The organism is Solimonas fluminis (assembly GCF_002930645.1).
Taxonomy (GTDB): domain Bacteria; phylum Pseudomonadota; class Gammaproteobacteria; order Nevskiales; family Nevskiaceae; genus Solimonas_A; species Solimonas_A fluminis.
Genome location: NZ_PSNW01000010.1, coordinates 94,015 through 110,636, shown reverse-complemented (window position 1 = coordinate 110,636; position 16,622 = coordinate 94,015). Strand labels below are relative to the sequence as shown.

Here is a 16,622-nt window from a genome sequence, read left to right as displayed (position 1 = left end):
TACCGCGCAGGGGCGCGGCGACACAAGGGATACATGCACTCTCTCCACCAATAGGCCGCGCAGCGGCCCGGAACAGCTCAGGCGATGCCCGAGCTGCGGCTATGCATCAGCCGAGGGAGAGGATGGGAGGTCGCAATAAGGATGTCTGCGCGCGCGCAATTTCACGCACGACAAACAGACTGGGCTCAGCGATGTCGCCGCGAGGAGGATCCAGCGTCAGGGTCACCGGCGAAGCGATGTGCCCCAGCGCGCAGGTGGTCATGTCCGGGCAGTCGGCGTTGCAACAGGAAGGCTTGCCGACTTTTTCGGCATCGGCCTTCTGGCCATGGCAAGGCATGTCCATCTGCATGGCCATGTCGGCGTCGAGTGCCTTGATGAGGTTTGCCCGGGGCGCTGCAGACACGGCATAGCCCTGCAGCAGGAGCACCAGCCCCAGCAGCACGCTCAACCATGTCCGGCCCGTTTTCATGACGCCTATGACTCTAAGTCCCACTGCGGCGTTCCGCAATGATTTTCAAGCGGTTACCCGTCCTCGCTTGTCGGCAGCCCGCAATCAAAGGCGGAGCCCAGTCCCGGAGTTCACTTCAGACAATCAGCGGCATGTCGTTGAGACCTCGAAGGTCCCGGCAACCATGCCTGCTCCGACGGGTAAGGTTCGGCCGAAATAGCTCCTTGAATAGCCGGCATTGGATGATGAAGATGCCGCCATGTGGACAGGCAAGGCCAGCATTCAGCCCGGGTGGGCGCTATTCAGCGGTACCGCCGGGGATCACTCCCTCCATCGCCATCACGCCGTTCAGCTCGCGATAGGCCTGACGGATGCCGTCGAGCTACGGGTGGGAACGGGGAGCTTGGTCCGGGCTCCCGGGATCGTCATTCCTGCCGATCATCCCCACCAGCTCACCAGCGGGCCGAATCCGCTGCTGTTGCTCTATCTGGAACGAGAGTCGAGCCAGGGGCGAAGACTCGATCAGTGGTGCGGTCCCGGATCGCGCGCCCTGATGGAAGCTCAGTGCCAACGCTTGGTCGAACTACTGTCAGACGACACGCATGGGATGCTGGAACGCGCTATCGCTAGTCTGCTGGGATCTGCCCCGGCGGCATCGGAGCAGCCCTTCACGGACTCGCGTATCCAGGATTGCCTTGGCGCGCTTCCCAGGCCCTTGCCCGAATCCCTGTCCGGCGCTCAACTGGCGAAAAAGGCCGGCCTGTCGTCTGGCCGCTTCGCACACCTGTTCCGCGCGCACACCGGCATGCCCCTGCGTCCGTACTTGCGTTGGCTGCGCCTGCAACACGCATTGGCCGCCATCGCCAGTGGCCTCAATCTCACTGAGGCCGCCCATGCCAGTGGCTTTTCCGACTCCGCGCACCTGTCGCGCAGTTTTCGCAGCACGTTCGGGATTGCACCGAATGTCCTGCTGCACCCTCTTCTGACCCTGCGCGCAAACGCCTGAGTCCCCCACCGCCTTTCGGCACTGGAACGAACCGCCATGATCATGACGTCCAACATCCGCAAGCTGATGCTGACCTTCCACGTCACCGCGTCGATCGGCTGGGCCGGCGCGCTGGCCGTGTTCCTGGCGCACTCGCTGGTGAGCCTGTCCAACCAGGATCCCGCCATGGTGCGGGCGGCCTGCCTGATGATGGGGATCACGGCCTGGTTCGTCATCCTGCCGCTCGCCGCGACCTCACTGGTGACAGGGCTGATGCAAGCCATGGGCACCGCATGGGGGCTGTTCCGGCACTACTGGGTGACGATCAAACTCCTGCTCACGGCGTTTGCCACCGCCGTACTTCTGCTGAAGCTGACACCGATCAGCGCACTCTCGGCCGCCGCTCAGACCGCCGTCTCGTTACAGGATTTCGCCGGCCTGCAGCTCTCGCTGTTGGTCCATGCCGCGGGAGGCCTTGGAGTGCTGCTCGTGACTACCGCCCTGGCTATCTACAAGCCCGCCGGCCTCACCCCATACGGTACCCGGATGCTGGGCACTCGCAGCACCGATAGGCGTGATGCTGGATCAATCGCTGGATTGCCCCGTTGGGTGAAAGGCTTCCTCGCGGCCGCGGTGGTCTTCTTGCTCTTGCTCGTTGCGATGCTCATGCACGGTGGACACGGTCCTGGGGCGCACATGTAGGCAGCCAGCTCGTCTGCGGGAAAGCTGCCCCAGCCGCGTCAGGGCGCCGTGCCGAAGCGATAGCCAATACGTTCAAGCCCGGTACCCGGCTCCTGCGTAGTCTGCATCCCATCGCAGAATCCAAGGAGCCCCCATGCGGACCGCAATTCGATACCTCGCCTATCCCCTGATCCTGGGGACCTTGGCCGTTTTCCTGGTCGTACTGGCCGGTCGCGGCGTCGCGTACTGGCCGGCCTTCCCCCTGCTCGTGGTCATCGGCATCGGCACCTTGGCAGTGCTGGAGCGACTCGCACCGTATGAGCCGGCATGGAACCGTGACCATGGGGGCGATACCCGGGTCGATGTCCTGCACCTGCTGGTGAGCCACGCGCTAATTCAGGGAGCCGTCGCTTCCGCTTTCGGACTGCGGGCGCTCCTCCCCGAACTGCCCAGCTTGTGGCCCACCTCGGTCCCCATGTGGGCGCAGATCCTTTTGGCGGGCGCGATCATGGACCTGGGCCTCTACACCATGCATCGTGCCAGCCATATCAGCGGCTTCTTGTGGCGGCTGCACGCCATCCATCACATGCCCGAACGGCTCTACTGGCTCAATGGTGGACGCCGCCATCCGCTGTCGGCACTGGTCCTGGCGGGGCCCGGCTTGATCACCCTGCTGGCGCTAGGCGCAACACCCATCGCCCTGGGAGCGTGGCTCAGCATCATGAGCATCCATCTCGCATTCCAGCATGCCAATCTGGATTATCGGCTGGGGCCTTTCCGGCATGTACTCGGCGTGGCGGAAATGCACCGGTGGCACCACAAGCGCGAGTTCGAGGATGCGCAGGTGAACTTCGGCGAGGTGTTCCTCGTTTGGGACCTACTGTTCGGCACCCATCACGACGCACCGCGAAGCCCGGCGCGCGGCGAGGTCGGCCTCAAGGATGACGATATTCCCTCGACCTACCTGGGGCAGATTCTCTGGCCGATGCGAAATCGCTGATGGATCAACCTGCCCGTCCCAAGGCGGTTTAAGGACATGGGCCTTCCCCACTCGGCGGAACGTGCTCACGACAGAGCAGCAGCTCCTGAATCGCGACCGCTCAGCGCTGGTGAGCCGTGGCAATCGCCGAAAGGTCCGTCGCCATGTCGACCGGCCGGCCCTCTTCCTTGCGCTCGGAGTAGCGGTCCACCAGCAAGCCCGCATGGGGCCGCAGCAACACGGTGAAACGGACCAGCTCCTCCATCACGTCCACGATCCGGTCGTAGTACGCCGAGGGACGCATGCGCCCCTCGGCGTCGAACTCCTCGTAGGCCTTGGCGACACTCGACTGGTTCGGGATCGTGAACATGCGCATCCATCGGCCCAGGAGGCGCAGGGTGTTGACGGCGTTGAAGGACTGGGAGCCGCCGCTGACCTGCATGACCGCCAGCGTGCGGCCCTGTGTCGGGCGGATACCGCCCATGTTGAGCGGCAGGTGGTCGATCTGGGCCTTCATGACGCCCGTGATCTGCCCATGCCGCTCCGGGCTGCACCAGACCTGGCCCTCGGACCACATCGACAGCTCCCGCAGCTCCTGCACCGCGGGGTGCTTGTCGCCCGCGACCTGGTCCGGCATCGGCAGATCGCCGGGATCGAATATCCGCGTCTCGGCACCGAACTGATTCAGCAACCGAGCTGCCTCTTCAGTCGCAAAGCGCGAGAACGAACGCGGCCGCAGCGATCCGTACAGCAGCAGGATGCGCGGCTTATGCCCTTCCGCGCCGAGCTCCTGTGCCGGCCGCTGATGCGCGAAGCGCGCATCCAGCGCCGGCAGATGGTCTAGATCAGCCAGCAGTCGAACGCGGCTCACGACCTGGTTCCCGGCGTCGTTCTCCGGCCGGCGGCATCGATGACCACCTCGCCATCCTCCTTCGAGAAGGGCGTCTGCTGGGCGGTCGGCAGCAGATCCAGCACCAGCTCAGAGGGCCGGCAGAGTTTGACACCCATCGGCGCAACCACGATTGGCCGGTTGATGAGAATCGGGTGTTCCATCATCGCGTCCAGCAGCTGGTCATCCGTAAGTGAAGGATCGGCCAAACCCAGTTCGGCGTACGGAGTACCCTTTTCGCGCAGCAGGTCCCGGACGGGGATGCCCATGCGCTGGATGAGCGAGGCCAACAAGGCCCGACTGGGCGGCGTCGTCAGGTATTCGACGACATGCGGCTCGATTCCAGCATTGCGGATCATCGCCAGCGTGTTGCGCGAGGTCCCGCAGTCCGGGTTGTGATAGATGACGATATCGATGCTCATGGGCTTTTCCTCAGGCATTGCGGGCCCAGCCCTCGGACTGCAGCAGTGACGCCACCCGGCCGCGAATGTCGTCGCGGATTCCGCGCACCAGTTCCGGCGTGCCGCCCTTGGGGTCCTGCAGCGGCCAGTCGTCCCGGCGGGCGCCGGGCACATACGGACACTCGTCGCCGCAGCCCATCGTCACCAGCAGCGAGGCCCCTGCCGCCAGTTCGGGGGTCAACTTGGTGGGCTGGGCGTGAGAAAGATCTATCCCAACCTCCTTCATCACCGCCAGCACCTCGGGATGCACGTGGTTTCCCGGATTGGTCCCGGCAGAGATCGCGCGAGCCTTGGCCGGATCGGCCAACTGGTTGAAGAAGGCGGCAGCCATCTGTGAGCGTCCCGCGTTGTGGACGCAGGCAAAAATTGCGGTCTTCACTTTCAGTTCCGTTCGTTGTGGGGGACGACGACGTCAGGGGCGGTGGCCGGAAGCGCCGGTACCAGCCAGCGGAACAAGGCCGTCGCGGCAAGAGCGCCGAGCAACTGCGCCAGGATGAACATCGGCGCGTCCGCCGGGCGGATGCCGGCAAAGGTATCCGTCGCCGCTCGCGCCAGCGTCACTGCCGGATTCGCAAACGAGGTCGATGCCGTGAACCAGTAGGCCGCCGTGATGTAGGCCGCCACCGCGAAAGGCACCGACTCGGACCGGCGGCGCGAACAGCCCCAGATGACGGCCAGCAGGCCGAAGGTCGCCACGAACTCGCTGAAGGCCTGCGGCATGCCGGCGCGGACCTTCGTCGAGACCATCAGGACCGGCTCCCCAAACATGAGATGCGCCGAGAACACGCCCGCGAAGGCACCGACGACTTGAGCCACGATGTAGCCAGGAACCTCGCTCCAGGGCAGGCCGCGCTGCGAGGCGTCAGCCAGCGTGACCGCCGGATTGAAGTGGGCGCCGGAGATGGGGCCAAAGGTCAGGATCAAAGCGATGAGGGCCGCGCCCGTGGCGAGCGTATTGGCTAGAAGCGCAATGGCGACGTTTCCGCCCGCCAGGCGCTCCGCCATGATGCCGGAGCCCACGACGGTAGCCAGCAGCATGGCCGTGCCGACCGCCTCGGCGACAAGTTTGCGCGACAGCGTGGTCACAGGAACGGCTCCGGAGAAGTGTTCTGGCTCATGGTCGGACGATCAACCGCAGCAGGCCGTGGCCTTCGAGGCGGCCGGCTTTTCGTTCGGAACGCAGCAGGCGGCGGCAGGCTTGTCCATCGGCTGCTGGGCCAGGGGAACACAGCAGGCGCTGTCTGCGACCTGCTCGGCCTCATCCTCCCCGAACACGGGAATGCTACCGAGCGAATGGAAGGTTTCCCAGGCGATGCCCTGCGGATCCTCGACCCAATACTTGTCCGACTTGGCATAGCAACAGGCCGCGCCCGTCTGCTCCAGGGCGGCAATGTCCGCCAGCGCAACCTGCTCGCGGAGCTCCTTCAGCTCCGGCTCCGAGTCGACCTGGAAGCCCAGGTGGTTGAGACCCACAGCATGCCCGCGTTGGGAGATCGCGAAGTTGATCCTCGGGTCTTCCAGCATCCACTTGGCGTAGTCCTGCTTGATCACCGACGGGTCTGCTCCAAAAAGCTTGGAATAGAACCCGATGCTCTGGGTCAGGTCCTTGACCGAGACGTGGACGTGAAAGCGCTTCATATCAGCATTCCTTACAGGAGTTTGAGGGCGCGGTCGTTACGCCGCCGCAACAGTTTTCGGTGAGATAGGCCAGCAGGCCGTTCATGGCCTTGAAGTCGGGGGCGTAATAGACGAAACGCCCCTCCTGACGGGACTTGAGCAGGCCGGCGTTGCTCAGTTCCTTCAGGTGGAAAGACAGGGTGTTGGGTGCCACGCCCAGATGCTCGGCAATTTCGCCGGCGGGCATGCCCTCAGGACCTTTCTGGACCAACAGGCGGAACAGCGCCAAGCGCGAGTTCTGCGCCAGGGCAGCCAGGAGCGTCACGGCGGATTCGGGTTTCATGATTCGATTGTTGTCGAATCATTGTTTCAATGTCAATAGTTCGAGAAATATCGAATATGACAGGTGCCCGCAGGGATCGGGGACCTTCCTGGAGGACTATCCGGCCCTGCGGCGCGGCGCGGCAACCTTGCGGGCCGCAGCAGCGCGCTTGGGCTTCGGCTTGGGGATGCTTTCGCAGGCGCTGCCCGGGAAACAGTCCGCGCGGCCGCCGCAGCAGTTGTGCGTCAGGTATTCGATCAGGCCATTCATGACCTGGAAGCTGGCGACGTATCGGATATGACGTCCCTCATGCTGGGCCTCGATCAGCCCAGCATGAGAGAGTTCCTTCAGATGGAAGGACAGCGTTGCCGGAGCGCACTGCAGGTCCTCGGCGAGCTGCCCGGCGTAGGCGCCGATTGCCCCGCGCTCGACCAGGTTGCGCACGATGGCAAGCCGCGACTCCTGGGCCAAGCCCGCGAGCGCCTTCAAAGCCGCCTTTGTGTCCATCGTACTTTTGGTCGCCACAGGAATCCTCAGGGAGCCGTCAGGTAAGCGTCGAGGGTTTCCAGGTCGGCGGACTTGACCGTCATGCCGCCAGGACCGGCGCCAACCTTGGTCGCCATCTTGGTCGGCTCGCCGTGCGCCTTGAAATCCTCAGCTTCCTGCGATCCTACCTTGAAAACCCAGAGGCGCCCATCCTCAACGAAGGTGATGAAGCCTTCCTTGCTGTGCTGGGCGCTTGCTTCCTTGGCTGCGGCAACCGGGGCCAGCAGGGCGAATACGAGGGCAGCGGCGGTGATGCGAATCGGGGACATGGCTCTCTCCATTGTGGGGTGGAGAGTCAATGGTGACCAACGTCGGTGACATGCCGACGAAGGTTTTACTTCGTTCCGATGTCCTTGAGTTGCTTCTGCAGGGCCAGACGGTCCAGCTTGTCGAAGGGCAGGCTGGCGAAAAGCTCGATGCGGCGGCGCAGGACGATGAACGCATCGGCGAAGGCGTGACGTTTCTCTTCGTCAGTGCCTTCGACGGCCGCAGGGTCTGGTGTGCCCCAATGTGCGGTCATCGGCTGGCCCGGCCAGTACGGGCATTGCTCGCCGGCAGCCTGATCGCAGACCGTGAACACGAAGTCCAGCTCGGGCGCCCCGGGTGCAGCGAACTCGTCCCAGCTCTTGCTGCGCAGGCCCTCGGTCGAGATATGGCTGCGTTTCAGGAGCTCGATGGCAAACGGATTGGGCTCCCCCTTGGGGTGGCTGCCAGCACTGTAGCCGACGAACTTGCCGTTGCTGATCGCCAGGTTGTTCATGGCGGCCTCCGCCAGGATCGACCGGGCCGAATTGCCGGTGCAGAGGAACAGGACGTTGAACTTGCGATGGGCCATGGAGTGCTCGGGCGGTGGTTTAACTATTCGATTATGGTCGAATAATAGTTACTGTCAATATTTCCAAAACTGTCTAAATTAATTCACGGAAGATTCCGCTCGGTGCAATGAGCCGCTCCTAACGTCGGCCTGCTATTTCCCAGCCACCGCAAGGACCCGGACATGACCTCAGACCTCGTGAAACACGGCATCGATCCCGATGACGTCGGCAGCAACACCTCCAACAATCCCACGCTCGAATCGCTGCTGGCGGCCCGCCTGACCCGCCGCAAGACGCTGCTGGGTGGCCTGGCTGCCACCACGGCGGTCTTCACCGGCACCGGCCTGGTCGGCTGCGACAGCAATGACGACGAATCCGGCGACACGGGCACTCCGGCGGCCACCCCGCCGCTGGGCTTCACGGCTGTCCCCAAGAACCTCGCTGACAAGGTAACGGTGCCGGCCGGCTACTCCGCATACGTGCTGTTCGCGCTGGGCGACCCCCTCGTGGAAGGCGTGGCGGCCTACACCAACGATGGCACGCAGGGTGACTTCGACAAGCGCGCTGGCGACCATCACGACGCCCTGGCCTATTTCCCCTTCCCCAAGGGCTCGACCAGTTCGACGGAAGGCATCCTGGCGATGAATCACGAGGCTCTGACGGACATCTACCTGCACGCTGCCGGCCCCACCCCGGACCGCACCGGCGCCACCGGACCGCGCCCGCTGGCCGAAGTCCTCAAGGACCAGCATGCTCACGGCGTTTCCGTCATCAAGGTCAAGAAGGGTGCCACGAAGTGGGCGATCGACAAGTCCGCCGCCCTCAACAAGCGCTGGCACATCAACAGCGAAATGGCCCTGACCGGCCCCGTCGCCGGCAGCGTGTTCGCCGTGACCAAGCTCTCGCCCAACGGCCGCACCTGCTTCGGCACCATGAACAACTGCGGCCACGGTGTGACGCCCTGGGGCACCTTCCTCACAGGCGAGGAGAACTGGAACGCCTACTTCAACCGCGGCAACGACGCGGCGCAGAGCGATGCGGTCCGCACGCAGGCCTTTGCCCGCTACGCCATCACCCCGAACAGCAAGGGCTTCAACTACCGTGGCTGGGACACGCCGGTCGATGGCACCGACCTGCAGAAGCGCTTCAATGTGACGATCACCGGCGCCAGCGCCGCCGAGGATTTCCGCAACGAACCGAACCACTTCGGCTACGTCGTGGAACTCGATCCCTACGACCCGACCTTCACGCCGCGCAAGCGCACCGCGCTGGGCCGCACATCGCACGAGGGTTCCTGGTTTGCCCCGGTGAAGGCCGGACGGCCGGTCGTGGTCTACATGGGCGACGACTCGCGCAACGAGTACGCCTACAAGTTCGTTTCCGCCGCGAACTGGGACCCGGCGGATGCCACCAAGGGCCCGGCGATGGGCGGCAAGTACCTGGATTCCGGCGTGCTGTACGCCGCGCGCTTCAAGGACGACGGCACCGGCGAGTGGCTGGCGCTGACCCCGGACAACGCGGCGCTGTCCGGCAAGTTCTCCGGCCTGGCGGAGATCATCGTCAACACCCGCACGGCGGCTGACCTGGCAGGCGCCACGAAGATGGACCGTCCCGAGTGGGGTGGAGTCAATCCGAAGACCGGCGAGTTCTACCTGACGCTGACCAACAACAGCAGCCGTGGCACCGGCGGCCCGGCCGTGGATGCCGCCAACCCCCGCAGCTACGAAGACCCCAAGGGCGCTGCCACCCAGCGCGGCAACGTCAACGGGCACATCATCCGCCTGGCCGACAGCTCCGGCGACGCTGCGGCGACGACCTTCACCTGGGACGTCTACCTGTTCGGCGCCCAGGCCGATGCTCCGGCGGCCACGGTTAACTTGTCGGGACTAACGGCCGAGAACGACTTCTCCAGCCCGGATGGTCTCTGGTTCGACAATCGCGGCATCCTCTGGATCCAGACGGACGACGGCGCTTACACCGATGTCACCAACTGCATGATGCTCGCGGCGGTGCCGGGTAAGGTGGGCGATGGCGGCCAGAAAATGGTCGGCGCCCAGAAGACCTTCGCCGGCAAGGCGGCCACGCCGGACCTGGTGCGTCGCTTCCTGGTCGGCACGCCGGGCTGCGAGATCACGGGTGTGGACATGACCCCGGACTACAAGACCATGTTCGTCAACATCCAGCACCCGGGCGAGTCCGGCACGCTCACCACGTTCCAGAGCAACTGGCCGTCGATGACCACCGACGATGCCACGGTCACCGGCACGGCCATCACGCGCCCCCGCACCGCCACGATCGTCATCACGAAGAACGATGGCGGCCCGATTGGTGTCTGAGGCTTGAGGGTGACTCCTGGATCGGGTTGGGGTGACGGCCCCTCCCGGTCCAGGGGAAGCTCTTGCATTAGTCGAAGTCGATGCGTCGGTCCTCCCGAGACAAGGTTCCCTGCTCTGTCTGCGGCGAGCCGCGGCTGGTCTTTGGCCGCGCGGCGAAGGGCAACCCTGTCTGCCGGCCATGTATCGATCACCTGAACGTCGAGGAAGCGGTCGCCTGCCGAAAGCGGGCGTGGTTCCAGCAGGTCCAGGACCTGGTCCAGGCCTGTTGCACCCAGATCGACCAGGGGTGGGTACGGCTGATGTTCTCACACTTCGTGGCTCGGGAGCTTGAGCGACAGGACGCGAGATTGGTCGTCCGACGACTGCCGCGCCACCTACGATTTTTCCAGGTCCTGGACACGACGTTTGCGAACTGTCTGGACGTGACAGCAACGGGCCTCTTGTCCCGCTGCGATGCGCAGATGCTCAAGCACAGCAGGGTCTATCTCGAATTCCTGAAAGAGATCGGCTACACGGTGCCGTCGCGGGAGGCCATCGCCGACCTGCGCGTTACCCGAAGTGCCGACCGCCTCCTGGCTCAACGCCAGGATCATCGCTCTTATGCCGTGCTGCTGGCTTATCACGCAGAACTGAATCGCCGCCATTTGCGATCAAGAACGATCCATCGGCTCATTACGATCGCCTTCGAGTTTCTCCAGTACCTTCACGACCGAGACCCCTGCGAGGAGCTTATCGACACCTATGTCCGCCAGATGCCGACGCACCGCATCGGCCTTGGGGCGTTTACTGAATTCCTCCAGGGCGGGCGCCGCGCTATCTAGGTGGCTGGCTCACAGCAGATTCGGCGGTGCTCGCGCTGATGCCGCGAAGTCCCCGGTGCGAGCTGCGCTCGCAGGGAGCGCACGACCACCTCCGCGTCCGGACCCACGCCGCGCAGCGTGGCGGAAGCGAAGTTGCGCTGCTTCGGGAATCCCACGTAGTACAGGCCCGGAACGGTCGTACTGACGCCCTTGCGCTGTAGCAGTCGCCCCTCGGCATCGATAGCGCCCAGGCTGTCCAAGTAGGGCACCTGAGGGCGGTAGCCGGTAGCGAACAGCAGAACGTCAACGGGCTCATGCTGGCCCGGGGACCATTCAACACCGGTTGAGTCGACTTTCAGAAACATCCCACGCTGGTCGGGATGCCCGGACTTGATGGCGCCGCGGTACTTGCCCGTATCCAGAACCGGTGTGCTCTGGTCGTCCAGCCACCGGGTCCGGTCCAAGCCGGTCAGATTCAGCCAGAAATGGAAGTCCTTGCCGAGAACACGTTGCGGGGCAAACCGGATGGGACGGCGTGACGCCAGGGTGACGGTAGCCCTCGACGCGAGTTCTGCGGCGATCTGCACCGCCGAATTGGCGCCGCCTACCACGACGATGCGCTGGCCCTCGAAGCCTTCCGGCGACCGGTACTGCGCTGCGTGAAGCACCCGCCCCCGGAAGCTCTCCAGTCCATCGATTGGGGGCATGTAGGGCCGCGCAAAGGCGCCTGAGGCGGCTACAACGGCTCGGGAATGGATGATCTCGCCATCCGCCAGTTTGGATGCAAAACCTGCGTCCAGGCGGCCAACGCTGGCGACCCTTCGACCGAATTCGACCGGCAGCTCGTAGCGGGCGGCATAGGCCTCCAGGTAGCCCGTAACCTCGTCCCGGACGGGGTATCGCTCTGGGTCTCCCGGAAACGGCATCCCGGGAAGACTGGAGTACCCCGCCGGGGAAAACAGCGTCAGGCTGTCGTAGTAGTGCCGCCAGGAGCCGCCGACCTGGGTGGAGGCTTCGACGATGCGGAAGGGAACGCCCGCGCGTTGCAGGTGCCATGCGGCTGCCAGGCCGGCCTGACCGGCGCCGATCACCAGAACGTCGATGCTCATGCCGCCACCTTGTGACCCTGCCTCAGCGCCACGATGCCGTCCTGGAAATCCGGCGCCGCCAGCCACAGCCGGAGCAGATGCCGCTTGCGCTCCGGTTCCGGCCAGTCCTCGTATTCGCTGCGCTTATGCAGGATCACGGAGTTCTTGAGCCACTGAATGTCGCCCGGCTCGAAGTGCATGTCCAGGTATAGGTCGGCGCGGTTCGCGGTAGCCTCGTAGAGGTCCAGCGCTTCCTGCTGAGCCGGCGTCAGCGGCGGCACGCCTTCGAGCTGCTCTGCGTGCCGGATGTACCAGGCGATGAAGAAGCTGGAGAGCCGGCCGCCAATGTCATGGGCGATGGGCAGCTGGAAATAGGGCAAGGCGCCTGCTGCCTGCTCCCCCTTCATGTGGAAATACCAGGGCTCGAAGAGCAGCGCCGCCAAGTCAGTGCGAACCGCAGCGACCTCGTTGTACACCGTCACCGAGCTGACGATGCGACTGACGCCGCCCGACTTGGACTTCTGGAGACACAGCAGGCCGATCAGATCGGCTGCGTCGGTGTGGAAGTCCTGCTCCGCATTGGTGATCGATAGGCGCACGTTCGGATCGACCTTGCTGGCGCCGGTATCCCGCACGTCGTGGATCAGTTCGCCTCGCTTGTTCTGAGGCATCGCCGCACCCAGCATTGAACCCAGTGCGGCGTAGGCCAGCTTCGTGGCTTGGGGGGACAGCTCGGACACCGGAAATCCTCGCATCAGCACGAAGCCACGCCCTTCCCGAAGCTCCTTGCGTACATCACGCATCGCATCCTGCAGGATGGCCCATTGGCCCGCTTCGCTGGAGCTTGGTTTGTGGGCCTCCATCTCGGAAATGCCCCTGGACTCCAGGCTCAGCCCCAACTCCGCGATTGCGGCCCGCTGTGCTGGCGTCAGAACGGTAACCCAACGGGCGGAGTCGCCCAGTTCGGGGCCGCGCCAAGCGGCATTGGGGAATCGCCTGACAGTGGCTTCGGGACTCATCTTCACGTCTCCGGTTGGAATGGCGAGGAATCGTGGCAGCCACTAGTCTTGGCGTCGTTAACATATGTTGGAGAAGAGACCCATGGGGTGCTCGGAGCGATCCATAGCCGTGCTGCGAGATCTGGTCGCCCGGCACACGGGAAGGTTGGCACCAGACGTCACCGCATTGGTCGAGATCGCCAGCGAGCGTGGTCTGTCCAAGGGTGAGGCACTTCTGGAGGCCGGCGAGGAAGCACAGGTCGCCGGCATCGTCCTCGAGGGCGTGATCGGCGAGTTCTACGTTGGCATCGACGGCAAGAGAAAGGCGAAATGGCTGGCCAGCGAGGGCGACGTCGTTGGTTCGATGGAAGACCTGGTCCGCAAAGGGCCGGCGCGCGCCACGATCCGGTCGCTGACGCCCAGCGTGGTCCTTTGCCTACCCTATGCCAAGCTGAGAAGCCTCACCACGAATGACTTGGCCTGGGCCGGATTCTTCATTACGGTGATGGAGCATCTATACCGGCAAAAATCGGAACGCGAGTACACGCTGCTCATGCTGGATGCCGAGGATCGGTATCGATGGTTCCAGAAGCACCACGGCCACATCGAGGCCATGGTCGCGCAGGAAATCGTTGCCTCGTATCTCGGGGTTACGCCAGTCCACCTGAGTCGAGTGCGCCGTACCCTTGGTGCTGCCTAGGCCACGCCTCGCCGTCCACTGAATGTTTTTCGACGGCGGAGTTACCCCGAAATTGAGTAGCACGGTGATTTGGAATCCGCACCAAGACCCCATGAGGTCGGAGGTGAAGAAGCGTCATTCCGAAGGGGCAGCGGTCAAATTAGCGCGAGCTTCAATAATTCAGGATTTAGTGTAATGCCTGATATCAAGGCTAAACGTAATACCTAAACGGAGCCAGATCTTGCCTGTCTTGGCCCTCTAAATCCTGGAGGTCGCCCAACAATATGTTGTTTTTAATAGACTTTTAAATTGAGCAGGAGCACGCACTGTTACACTTATGATAATAGCCGTTATCGTAAATTGGCAGCCAATACTTCCAGATTCTGTAATTCCACCCTTGGCTGACCTAAGCGATCTTTGCTTCTAGCAAGTTCGGCAGCGCGATATGCCCTGTTCGGAATTCTCCGTCCGACTGGCGCCTGCCTTCATTCGCCCTCGAATCCTCGAGCAATCGGACCAAACCTCTTAGTTAGGTCTTCCTACTTTGATCTTCGTCCAAACTTTTCGTCCAATAAATCTGCGGGGCGTACCCCCAGGGCATCTGCCAGGCGGCCGATTACGTCCAAGGTCACCGAACGCTTAGCGCCTTCGATTTCACTGATGAGCGCCTGATCACGCCCGATCTTCTGACCCAGTTCCTCCTGGGAATAGCCGCATCGCGTCCGCTCTAAGCGAACGCACATCCCCAGAACGGAATTAATCGGATGGGGGTTTAAGCGAGGAGCAGGCATCTGGAAAGCGTCGTTCCAGATGAAGCAATGGTCTATTGCTATATAGCAATGAAAATGATTTGATACCCCCCGGCTCCCTTTTTGGGAGATTCTTGGGAGGAAGGAATGCGTGGGATGCGGGTCTTGGGGACCGTTTTGGCATGTCTTGGCGCGGCTCTCCAGGCACATGCCGCCCCGGCGTGGGAGTTCGCTGCTTCGCCACCAAACAGGATGCACTTGGCTGCTGCCCCGGTTTCCTCGGGCGTTGCCGGGGTGACAGAGATCGCCTCCTACTCCTGTATCGACGGGATGTCCTGCACCTGGTCTTTCGCAATTGCACTGGAGTGCCGGCCGGGTGAAACGGCCTTAGCGACCGTGACGGCACCGGCGTTGACGGTCACCACCGGCAAAGGTTCCCCGGGCAGCTTTCTGCGGTGCGGGGGCCCGAACCCCGCTCTGCCAGGTACGTGGGTATACCTAATCGAGCGAACTGACATCATGGGCCAACTCGCTCTTCGCAATGAGGCCGTGACCTTCCGCGTGGGATTTCCCGACGCCAATCGCATGCGCGACGTGCGGGTGGACTTCAGAGGATCCGCCGCCGTTATCGCCCGGGTGAACTCCGCCCACCAGCGTCACTGACCTCTCAAAGAGAATCTCTATGGACCCAAGAATGCAAAGGCCTGCGGATCGCCCGGTAGGCCGGTACGACAAGCACCTTATCCACATCGCGAACGGAAACCGGTTGGGAAATCCGGATCTCGTTCGACGCCGCTGGTGGGGTGCGATCCATGAAAATCGTCGGCCGTGGGAAGGGACTCGGGTGTACGAGCCGACCGCCACGCCGTTCGAAACTGCCCTGGAATACGCCGAGCAGACCAGCGGCCAATACTGTGAGGGGCTGGTGTGGCTCCCCAACTCTACGCATGCGGAAGAGGCGATTTGGTGTTCCACCCCTGAGGAACTGGTGTGCTTCACCCACGATCTGACGCTGGGGGATCATGGCATCCAGGGTTTTCCGCTCGATGATGAAGCCTTGAAGCACCTCTACTTCGTCTGCGGCATCCGTGGCATTTACCTGTTTCACCCCAACCCGGTGGTCATGAACATCGTGATCCCGGAGTTCCTGCATCCGCCCATGGTTGGGGGGAAGCCGTCCGTTCAGTAGTTGGCGATCGAGCACGGCAAACATCTGAGCATGGGCGGTTAGTGGCGCCTCAGCTCGCGAGTCACGGGCTCTAGCCGCCGGTCAAGGCTGCCGTTCCCGTCAAGCGTCCTGCTGCTTCTCGAAGATCATTTGGGGAATCTATGGAATTGCTCAGGGGAAAAGCACTGGACGTCCATGCGACGAGCCGCGTTTCCAGCAGTGGCAGTGGGGACTCGCTGGCCGTCTTTACGCGATTCATTGCGGTCTTTTCTCTCAGCGGCCGTCAGGTGCAAATCGTTGGTCGCCAGCCGCCAGTGGTATACGCAGGCGATGATGTAGTGCTGGTTGGGGAACCTGACCGCACGGGGATCATGCGGGCAATCTGCTATATCAACGTCACCCGCGGCGTGGGCAATGTGGATCAAGGGCCCTTCCTTTGGATCCTCGGCGGCGTACTGGCGCTGGTCCTCAGCGGCATCGGCTTGCTATCCAACCTGCTGGTCCTGCTGCTTAGCAGCCCTGAAGAGATCGCCCGTTCTGGCACTTTGGTTGCTCTCGCAACCGTGCTTCCCACCCTTGGCATCTTCCTGGCCGGCAGTTGGATGCTAAGGCGAGGTCGTCGCATCGCCCGAGCGATCCGGATGATCCGCGACGCTTCAAAGGCGGCGCTCCGGAAGTAGTCGGCTCCGCCCCTAGCTTTCCGGAGAACAGCTCGTGAAGGTCAAGGCGATGGCTCGGCCAGGATTGGTCCTGGACCTCATGGACCAACTCCGCGAGGCCTCCGAAGAGCGCGGTCGTTGGGCATCCGAGAAAGAGAAGCTTCATGCCGGCACGAGCCTTCCCAAGGCACAACCGGCAGACGATCTTCTGGTTGTAGCCGCAATGTCGTGCGCCATGACCGTGTTCCGGGATCTTCAGGCCGCCCAGGCATGGTTGACACGGGAGTGTCAGGCGCTCGGTTTTGTACGCCCCCTAGACTTGCTCGCCGAGTGCGACGGCTTTTCCAGAGCCCTGGCCGAGCTGGTACGGCTTCAGAAGAACATCGACACTTGAGCGCGGCC

22 protein-coding genes are annotated in these 16,622 nt (G+C 63.3%); 9 read left to right on the top strand and 13 right to left on the bottom strand.

What is annotated here, in order from left to right:
• Nucleotides 1-106: 106 nt before the first annotated feature.
• Nucleotides 107-448, bottom strand: a complete 342-nt coding sequence (locus C3942_RS17055; RefSeq protein WP_133164335.1) for a hypothetical protein — start codon at nt 446-448, stop codon at nt 107-109.
• Nucleotides 449-686: 238 nt separating this feature from the next.
• On the opposite strand from C3942_RS17055, the gene C3942_RS17050 reads away from it, so the two are divergent.
• The 3 genes from C3942_RS17050 (at nt 687) to C3942_RS22725 (ending at nt 3,114) form a co-directional block, all read left to right on the top strand.
• Complete coding sequence (locus C3942_RS17050; RefSeq protein ID WP_133164334.1) at nt 687-1,454, top strand: helix-turn-helix transcriptional regulator; 768 nt, start codon at nt 687-689, stop codon at nt 1,452-1,454.
• 36 nt (nt 1,455-1,490) lie between these two features.
• Nucleotides 1,491-2,135, top strand: coding sequence for a hypothetical protein (locus tag C3942_RS17045; protein ID WP_104231565.1), 645 nt, complete (start codon nt 1,491-1,493; stop codon nt 2,133-2,135).
• A 133-nt stretch (nt 2,136-2,268) separates the two neighbouring features.
• Nucleotides 2,269-3,114, top strand: coding sequence for a sterol desaturase family protein (locus C3942_RS22725; protein WP_165797503.1), 846 nt, complete (start codon nt 2,269-2,271; stop codon nt 3,112-3,114).
• Between the two features lie 100 nt (nt 3,115-3,214).
• On the opposite strand, the gene arsH is transcribed toward C3942_RS22725, so the two are convergent.
• The 9 genes from arsH to C3942_RS16995 form a co-directional block, all read right to left on the bottom strand.
• Nucleotides 3,215-3,964 carry an arsenical resistance protein ArsH gene (gene arsH / locus C3942_RS17035; RefSeq protein WP_104231564.1) on the bottom strand — a complete coding sequence of 250 codons (750 nt, stop codon included), beginning with the start codon at nt 3,962-3,964 and terminating at the stop codon, nt 3,215-3,217.
• Nucleotides 3,961-4,404 (bottom strand): arsenate reductase (glutaredoxin), encoded by a 444-nt coding sequence (gene arsC, locus C3942_RS17030; protein WP_104231563.1) that lies wholly within the window; start codon nt 4,402-4,404, stop codon nt 3,961-3,963. The genes arsH and arsC overlap by 4 nt, the downstream gene beginning before the upstream one ends.
• Nucleotides 4,405-4,414: 10 nt before the next feature.
• Entirely contained in the window at nt 4,415-4,822 is a 408-nt protein-coding gene (locus C3942_RS17025) for an arsenate-mycothiol transferase ArsC (RefSeq protein WP_104231562.1), read from the bottom strand.
• Nucleotides 4,823-4,824: 2 nt separating this feature from the next.
• A complete protein-coding gene (locus C3942_RS17020) occupies nt 4,825-5,529 on the bottom strand; it encodes an MIP/aquaporin family protein (RefSeq protein ID WP_165797502.1) in 705 nt (234 codons plus the stop codon).
• Nucleotides 5,530-5,571: 42 nt separating this feature from the next.
• Nucleotides 5,572-6,081, bottom strand: coding sequence for an ArsI/CadI family heavy metal resistance metalloenzyme (locus C3942_RS17015; RefSeq protein WP_104231561.1), 510 nt, complete (start codon nt 6,079-6,081; stop codon nt 5,572-5,574).
• A 1-nt stretch (nt 6,082) separates the two neighbouring features.
• Nucleotides 6,083-6,403, bottom strand: coding sequence for an ArsR/SmtB family transcription factor (locus C3942_RS17010; protein WP_104231560.1), 321 nt, complete (start codon nt 6,401-6,403; stop codon nt 6,083-6,085).
• Nucleotides 6,404-6,499: 96 nt separating this feature from the next.
• Nucleotides 6,500-6,889, bottom strand: a complete 390-nt coding sequence (locus C3942_RS17005) for an ArsR/SmtB family transcription factor (RefSeq protein WP_104231559.1) — start codon at nt 6,887-6,889, stop codon at nt 6,500-6,502.
• Nucleotides 6,890-6,915: 26 nt separating this feature from the next.
• Nucleotides 6,916-7,197: a hypothetical protein gene (locus C3942_RS17000; RefSeq protein WP_104231558.1), complete on the bottom strand. Its 282-nt coding sequence runs from the start codon at nt 7,195-7,197 to the stop codon at nt 6,916-6,918.
• Between the two features lie 65 nt (nt 7,198-7,262).
• Nucleotides 7,263-7,763: an arsenate reductase ArsC gene (locus tag C3942_RS16995; protein ID WP_104231557.1), complete on the bottom strand. Its 501-nt coding sequence runs from the start codon at nt 7,761-7,763 to the stop codon at nt 7,263-7,265.
• A gap of 162 nt (nt 7,764-7,925) precedes the next feature.
• On the opposite strand from C3942_RS16995, the gene C3942_RS16990 reads away from it, so the two are divergent.
• Both C3942_RS16990 and C3942_RS16985 read left to right on the top strand, forming a co-directional pair.
• Nucleotides 7,926-10,079 carry a PhoX family protein gene (locus C3942_RS16990; RefSeq protein ID WP_104231556.1) on the top strand — a complete coding sequence of 718 codons (2,154 nt, stop codon included), beginning with the start codon at nt 7,926-7,928 and terminating at the stop codon, nt 10,077-10,079.
• An 80-nt stretch (nt 10,080-10,159) separates the two neighbouring features.
• Nucleotides 10,160-10,900, top strand: coding sequence for a hypothetical protein (locus tag C3942_RS16985; protein WP_104231555.1), 741 nt, complete (start codon nt 10,160-10,162; stop codon nt 10,898-10,900).
• Here C3942_RS16985 and C3942_RS16980 read toward each other — a convergent pair.
• Entirely contained in the window at nt 10,897-11,988 is a 1,092-nt protein-coding gene (locus C3942_RS16980; protein ID WP_104231554.1) for a flavin-containing monooxygenase, read from the bottom strand. The genes C3942_RS16985 and C3942_RS16980 overlap by 4 nt on opposite strands.
• Nucleotides 11,985-12,986, bottom strand: a complete 1,002-nt coding sequence (locus C3942_RS16975) for a TauD/TfdA family dioxygenase (protein ID WP_104231553.1) — start codon at nt 12,984-12,986, stop codon at nt 11,985-11,987. Before C3942_RS16975 ends, C3942_RS16980 begins: the two co-directional genes overlap by 4 nt.
• Nucleotides 12,987-13,095: 109 nt before the next feature.
• Between C3942_RS16975 and C3942_RS16970 the strand changes: the two genes are divergently transcribed.
• Nucleotides 13,096-13,665, top strand: a complete 570-nt coding sequence (locus C3942_RS16970) for a Crp/Fnr family transcriptional regulator (protein WP_165797501.1) — start codon at nt 13,096-13,098, stop codon at nt 13,663-13,665.
• Between the two features lie 518 nt (nt 13,666-14,183).
• Here the strand turns inward: C3942_RS16970 and C3942_RS22995 are convergent.
• The gene (locus C3942_RS22995; protein ID WP_104231551.1) at nt 14,184-14,387 is read right to left on the bottom strand and encodes a helix-turn-helix domain-containing protein; all 204 of its coding nucleotides are present in this window, start codon (nt 14,385-14,387) and stop codon (nt 14,184-14,186) included.
• Between the two features lie 700 nt (nt 14,388-15,087).
• On the opposite strand from C3942_RS22995, the gene C3942_RS16955 reads away from it, so the two are divergent.
• The 3 genes from C3942_RS16955 (at nt 15,088) to C3942_RS16945 (ending at nt 16,614) form a co-directional block, all read left to right on the top strand.
• The gene (locus C3942_RS16955; RefSeq protein ID WP_133164333.1) at nt 15,088-15,582 is read left to right on the top strand and encodes a hypothetical protein; all 495 of its coding nucleotides are present in this window, start codon (nt 15,088-15,090) and stop codon (nt 15,580-15,582) included.
• A gap of 140 nt (nt 15,583-15,722) precedes the next feature.
• Nucleotides 15,723-16,241 carry a hypothetical protein gene (locus tag C3942_RS16950; RefSeq protein WP_104231548.1) on the top strand — a complete coding sequence of 173 codons (519 nt, stop codon included), beginning with the start codon at nt 15,723-15,725 and terminating at the stop codon, nt 16,239-16,241.
• Nucleotides 16,242-16,275: 34 nt separating this feature from the next.
• Entirely contained in the window at nt 16,276-16,614 is a 339-nt protein-coding gene (locus C3942_RS16945) for an antitoxin Xre/MbcA/ParS toxin-binding domain-containing protein (protein WP_104231547.1), read from the top strand.
• Nucleotides 16,615-16,622 lie beyond the last annotated feature (8 nt).

Bases quoted from the DNA above. Each gene is read 5' to 3' on its own strand.
- C3942_RS17000 (WP_104231558.1), bottom strand. From the start codon at position 7,197: ATGTCCCCGATTCGCATCACCGCCGCTGCCCTCGTATTCGCCCTGCTG.
- C3942_RS16995 (WP_104231557.1), bottom strand. From the start codon at position 7,763: ATGGCCCATCGCAAGTTCAACGTCCTGTTCCTCTGCACCGGCAATTCG.
- C3942_RS16985 (WP_104231555.1), top strand. From the start codon at position 10,160: ATGCGTCGGTCCTCCCGAGACAAGGTTCCCTGCTCTGTCTGCGGCGAG.
- C3942_RS16950 (WP_104231548.1), top strand. From the start codon at position 15,723: ATGGAATTGCTCAGGGGAAAAGCACTGGACGTCCATGCGACGAGCCGC.
- C3942_RS16980 (WP_104231554.1), bottom strand. From the start codon at position 11,988: ATGAGCATCGACGTTCTGGTGATCGGCGCCGGTCAGGCCGGCCTGGCA.
- C3942_RS22725 (WP_165797503.1), top strand. From the start codon at position 2,269: ATGCGGACCGCAATTCGATACCTCGCCTATCCCCTGATCCTGGGGACC.
- C3942_RS16975 (WP_104231553.1), bottom strand. From the start codon at position 12,986: ATGAGTCCCGAAGCCACTGTCAGGCGATTCCCCAATGCCGCTTGGCGC.
- C3942_RS17005 (WP_104231559.1), bottom strand. From the start codon at position 6,889: ATGGACACAAAGGCGGCTTTGAAGGCGCTCGCGGGCTTGGCCCAGGAG.
- C3942_RS17015 (WP_104231561.1), bottom strand. From the start codon at position 6,081: ATGAAGCGCTTTCACGTCCACGTCTCGGTCAAGGACCTGACCCAGAGC.
- C3942_RS16955 (WP_133164333.1), top strand. From the start codon at position 15,088: ATGCAAAGGCCTGCGGATCGCCCGGTAGGCCGGTACGACAAGCACCTT.
- C3942_RS17010 (WP_104231560.1), bottom strand. From the start codon at position 6,403: ATGAAACCCGAATCCGCCGTGACGCTCCTGGCTGCCCTGGCGCAGAAC.
- arsC (WP_104231563.1), bottom strand. From the start codon at position 4,404: ATGAGCATCGATATCGTCATCTATCACAACCCGGACTGCGGGACCTCG.
- C3942_RS17045 (WP_104231565.1), top strand. From the start codon at position 1,491: ATGATCATGACGTCCAACATCCGCAAGCTGATGCTGACCTTCCACGTC.
- C3942_RS16990 (WP_104231556.1), top strand. From the start codon at position 7,926: ATGACCTCAGACCTCGTGAAACACGGCATCGATCCCGATGACGTCGGC.
- C3942_RS22995 (WP_104231551.1), bottom strand. From the start codon at position 14,387: ATGTGCGTTCGCTTAGAGCGGACGCGATGCGGCTATTCCCAGGAGGAA.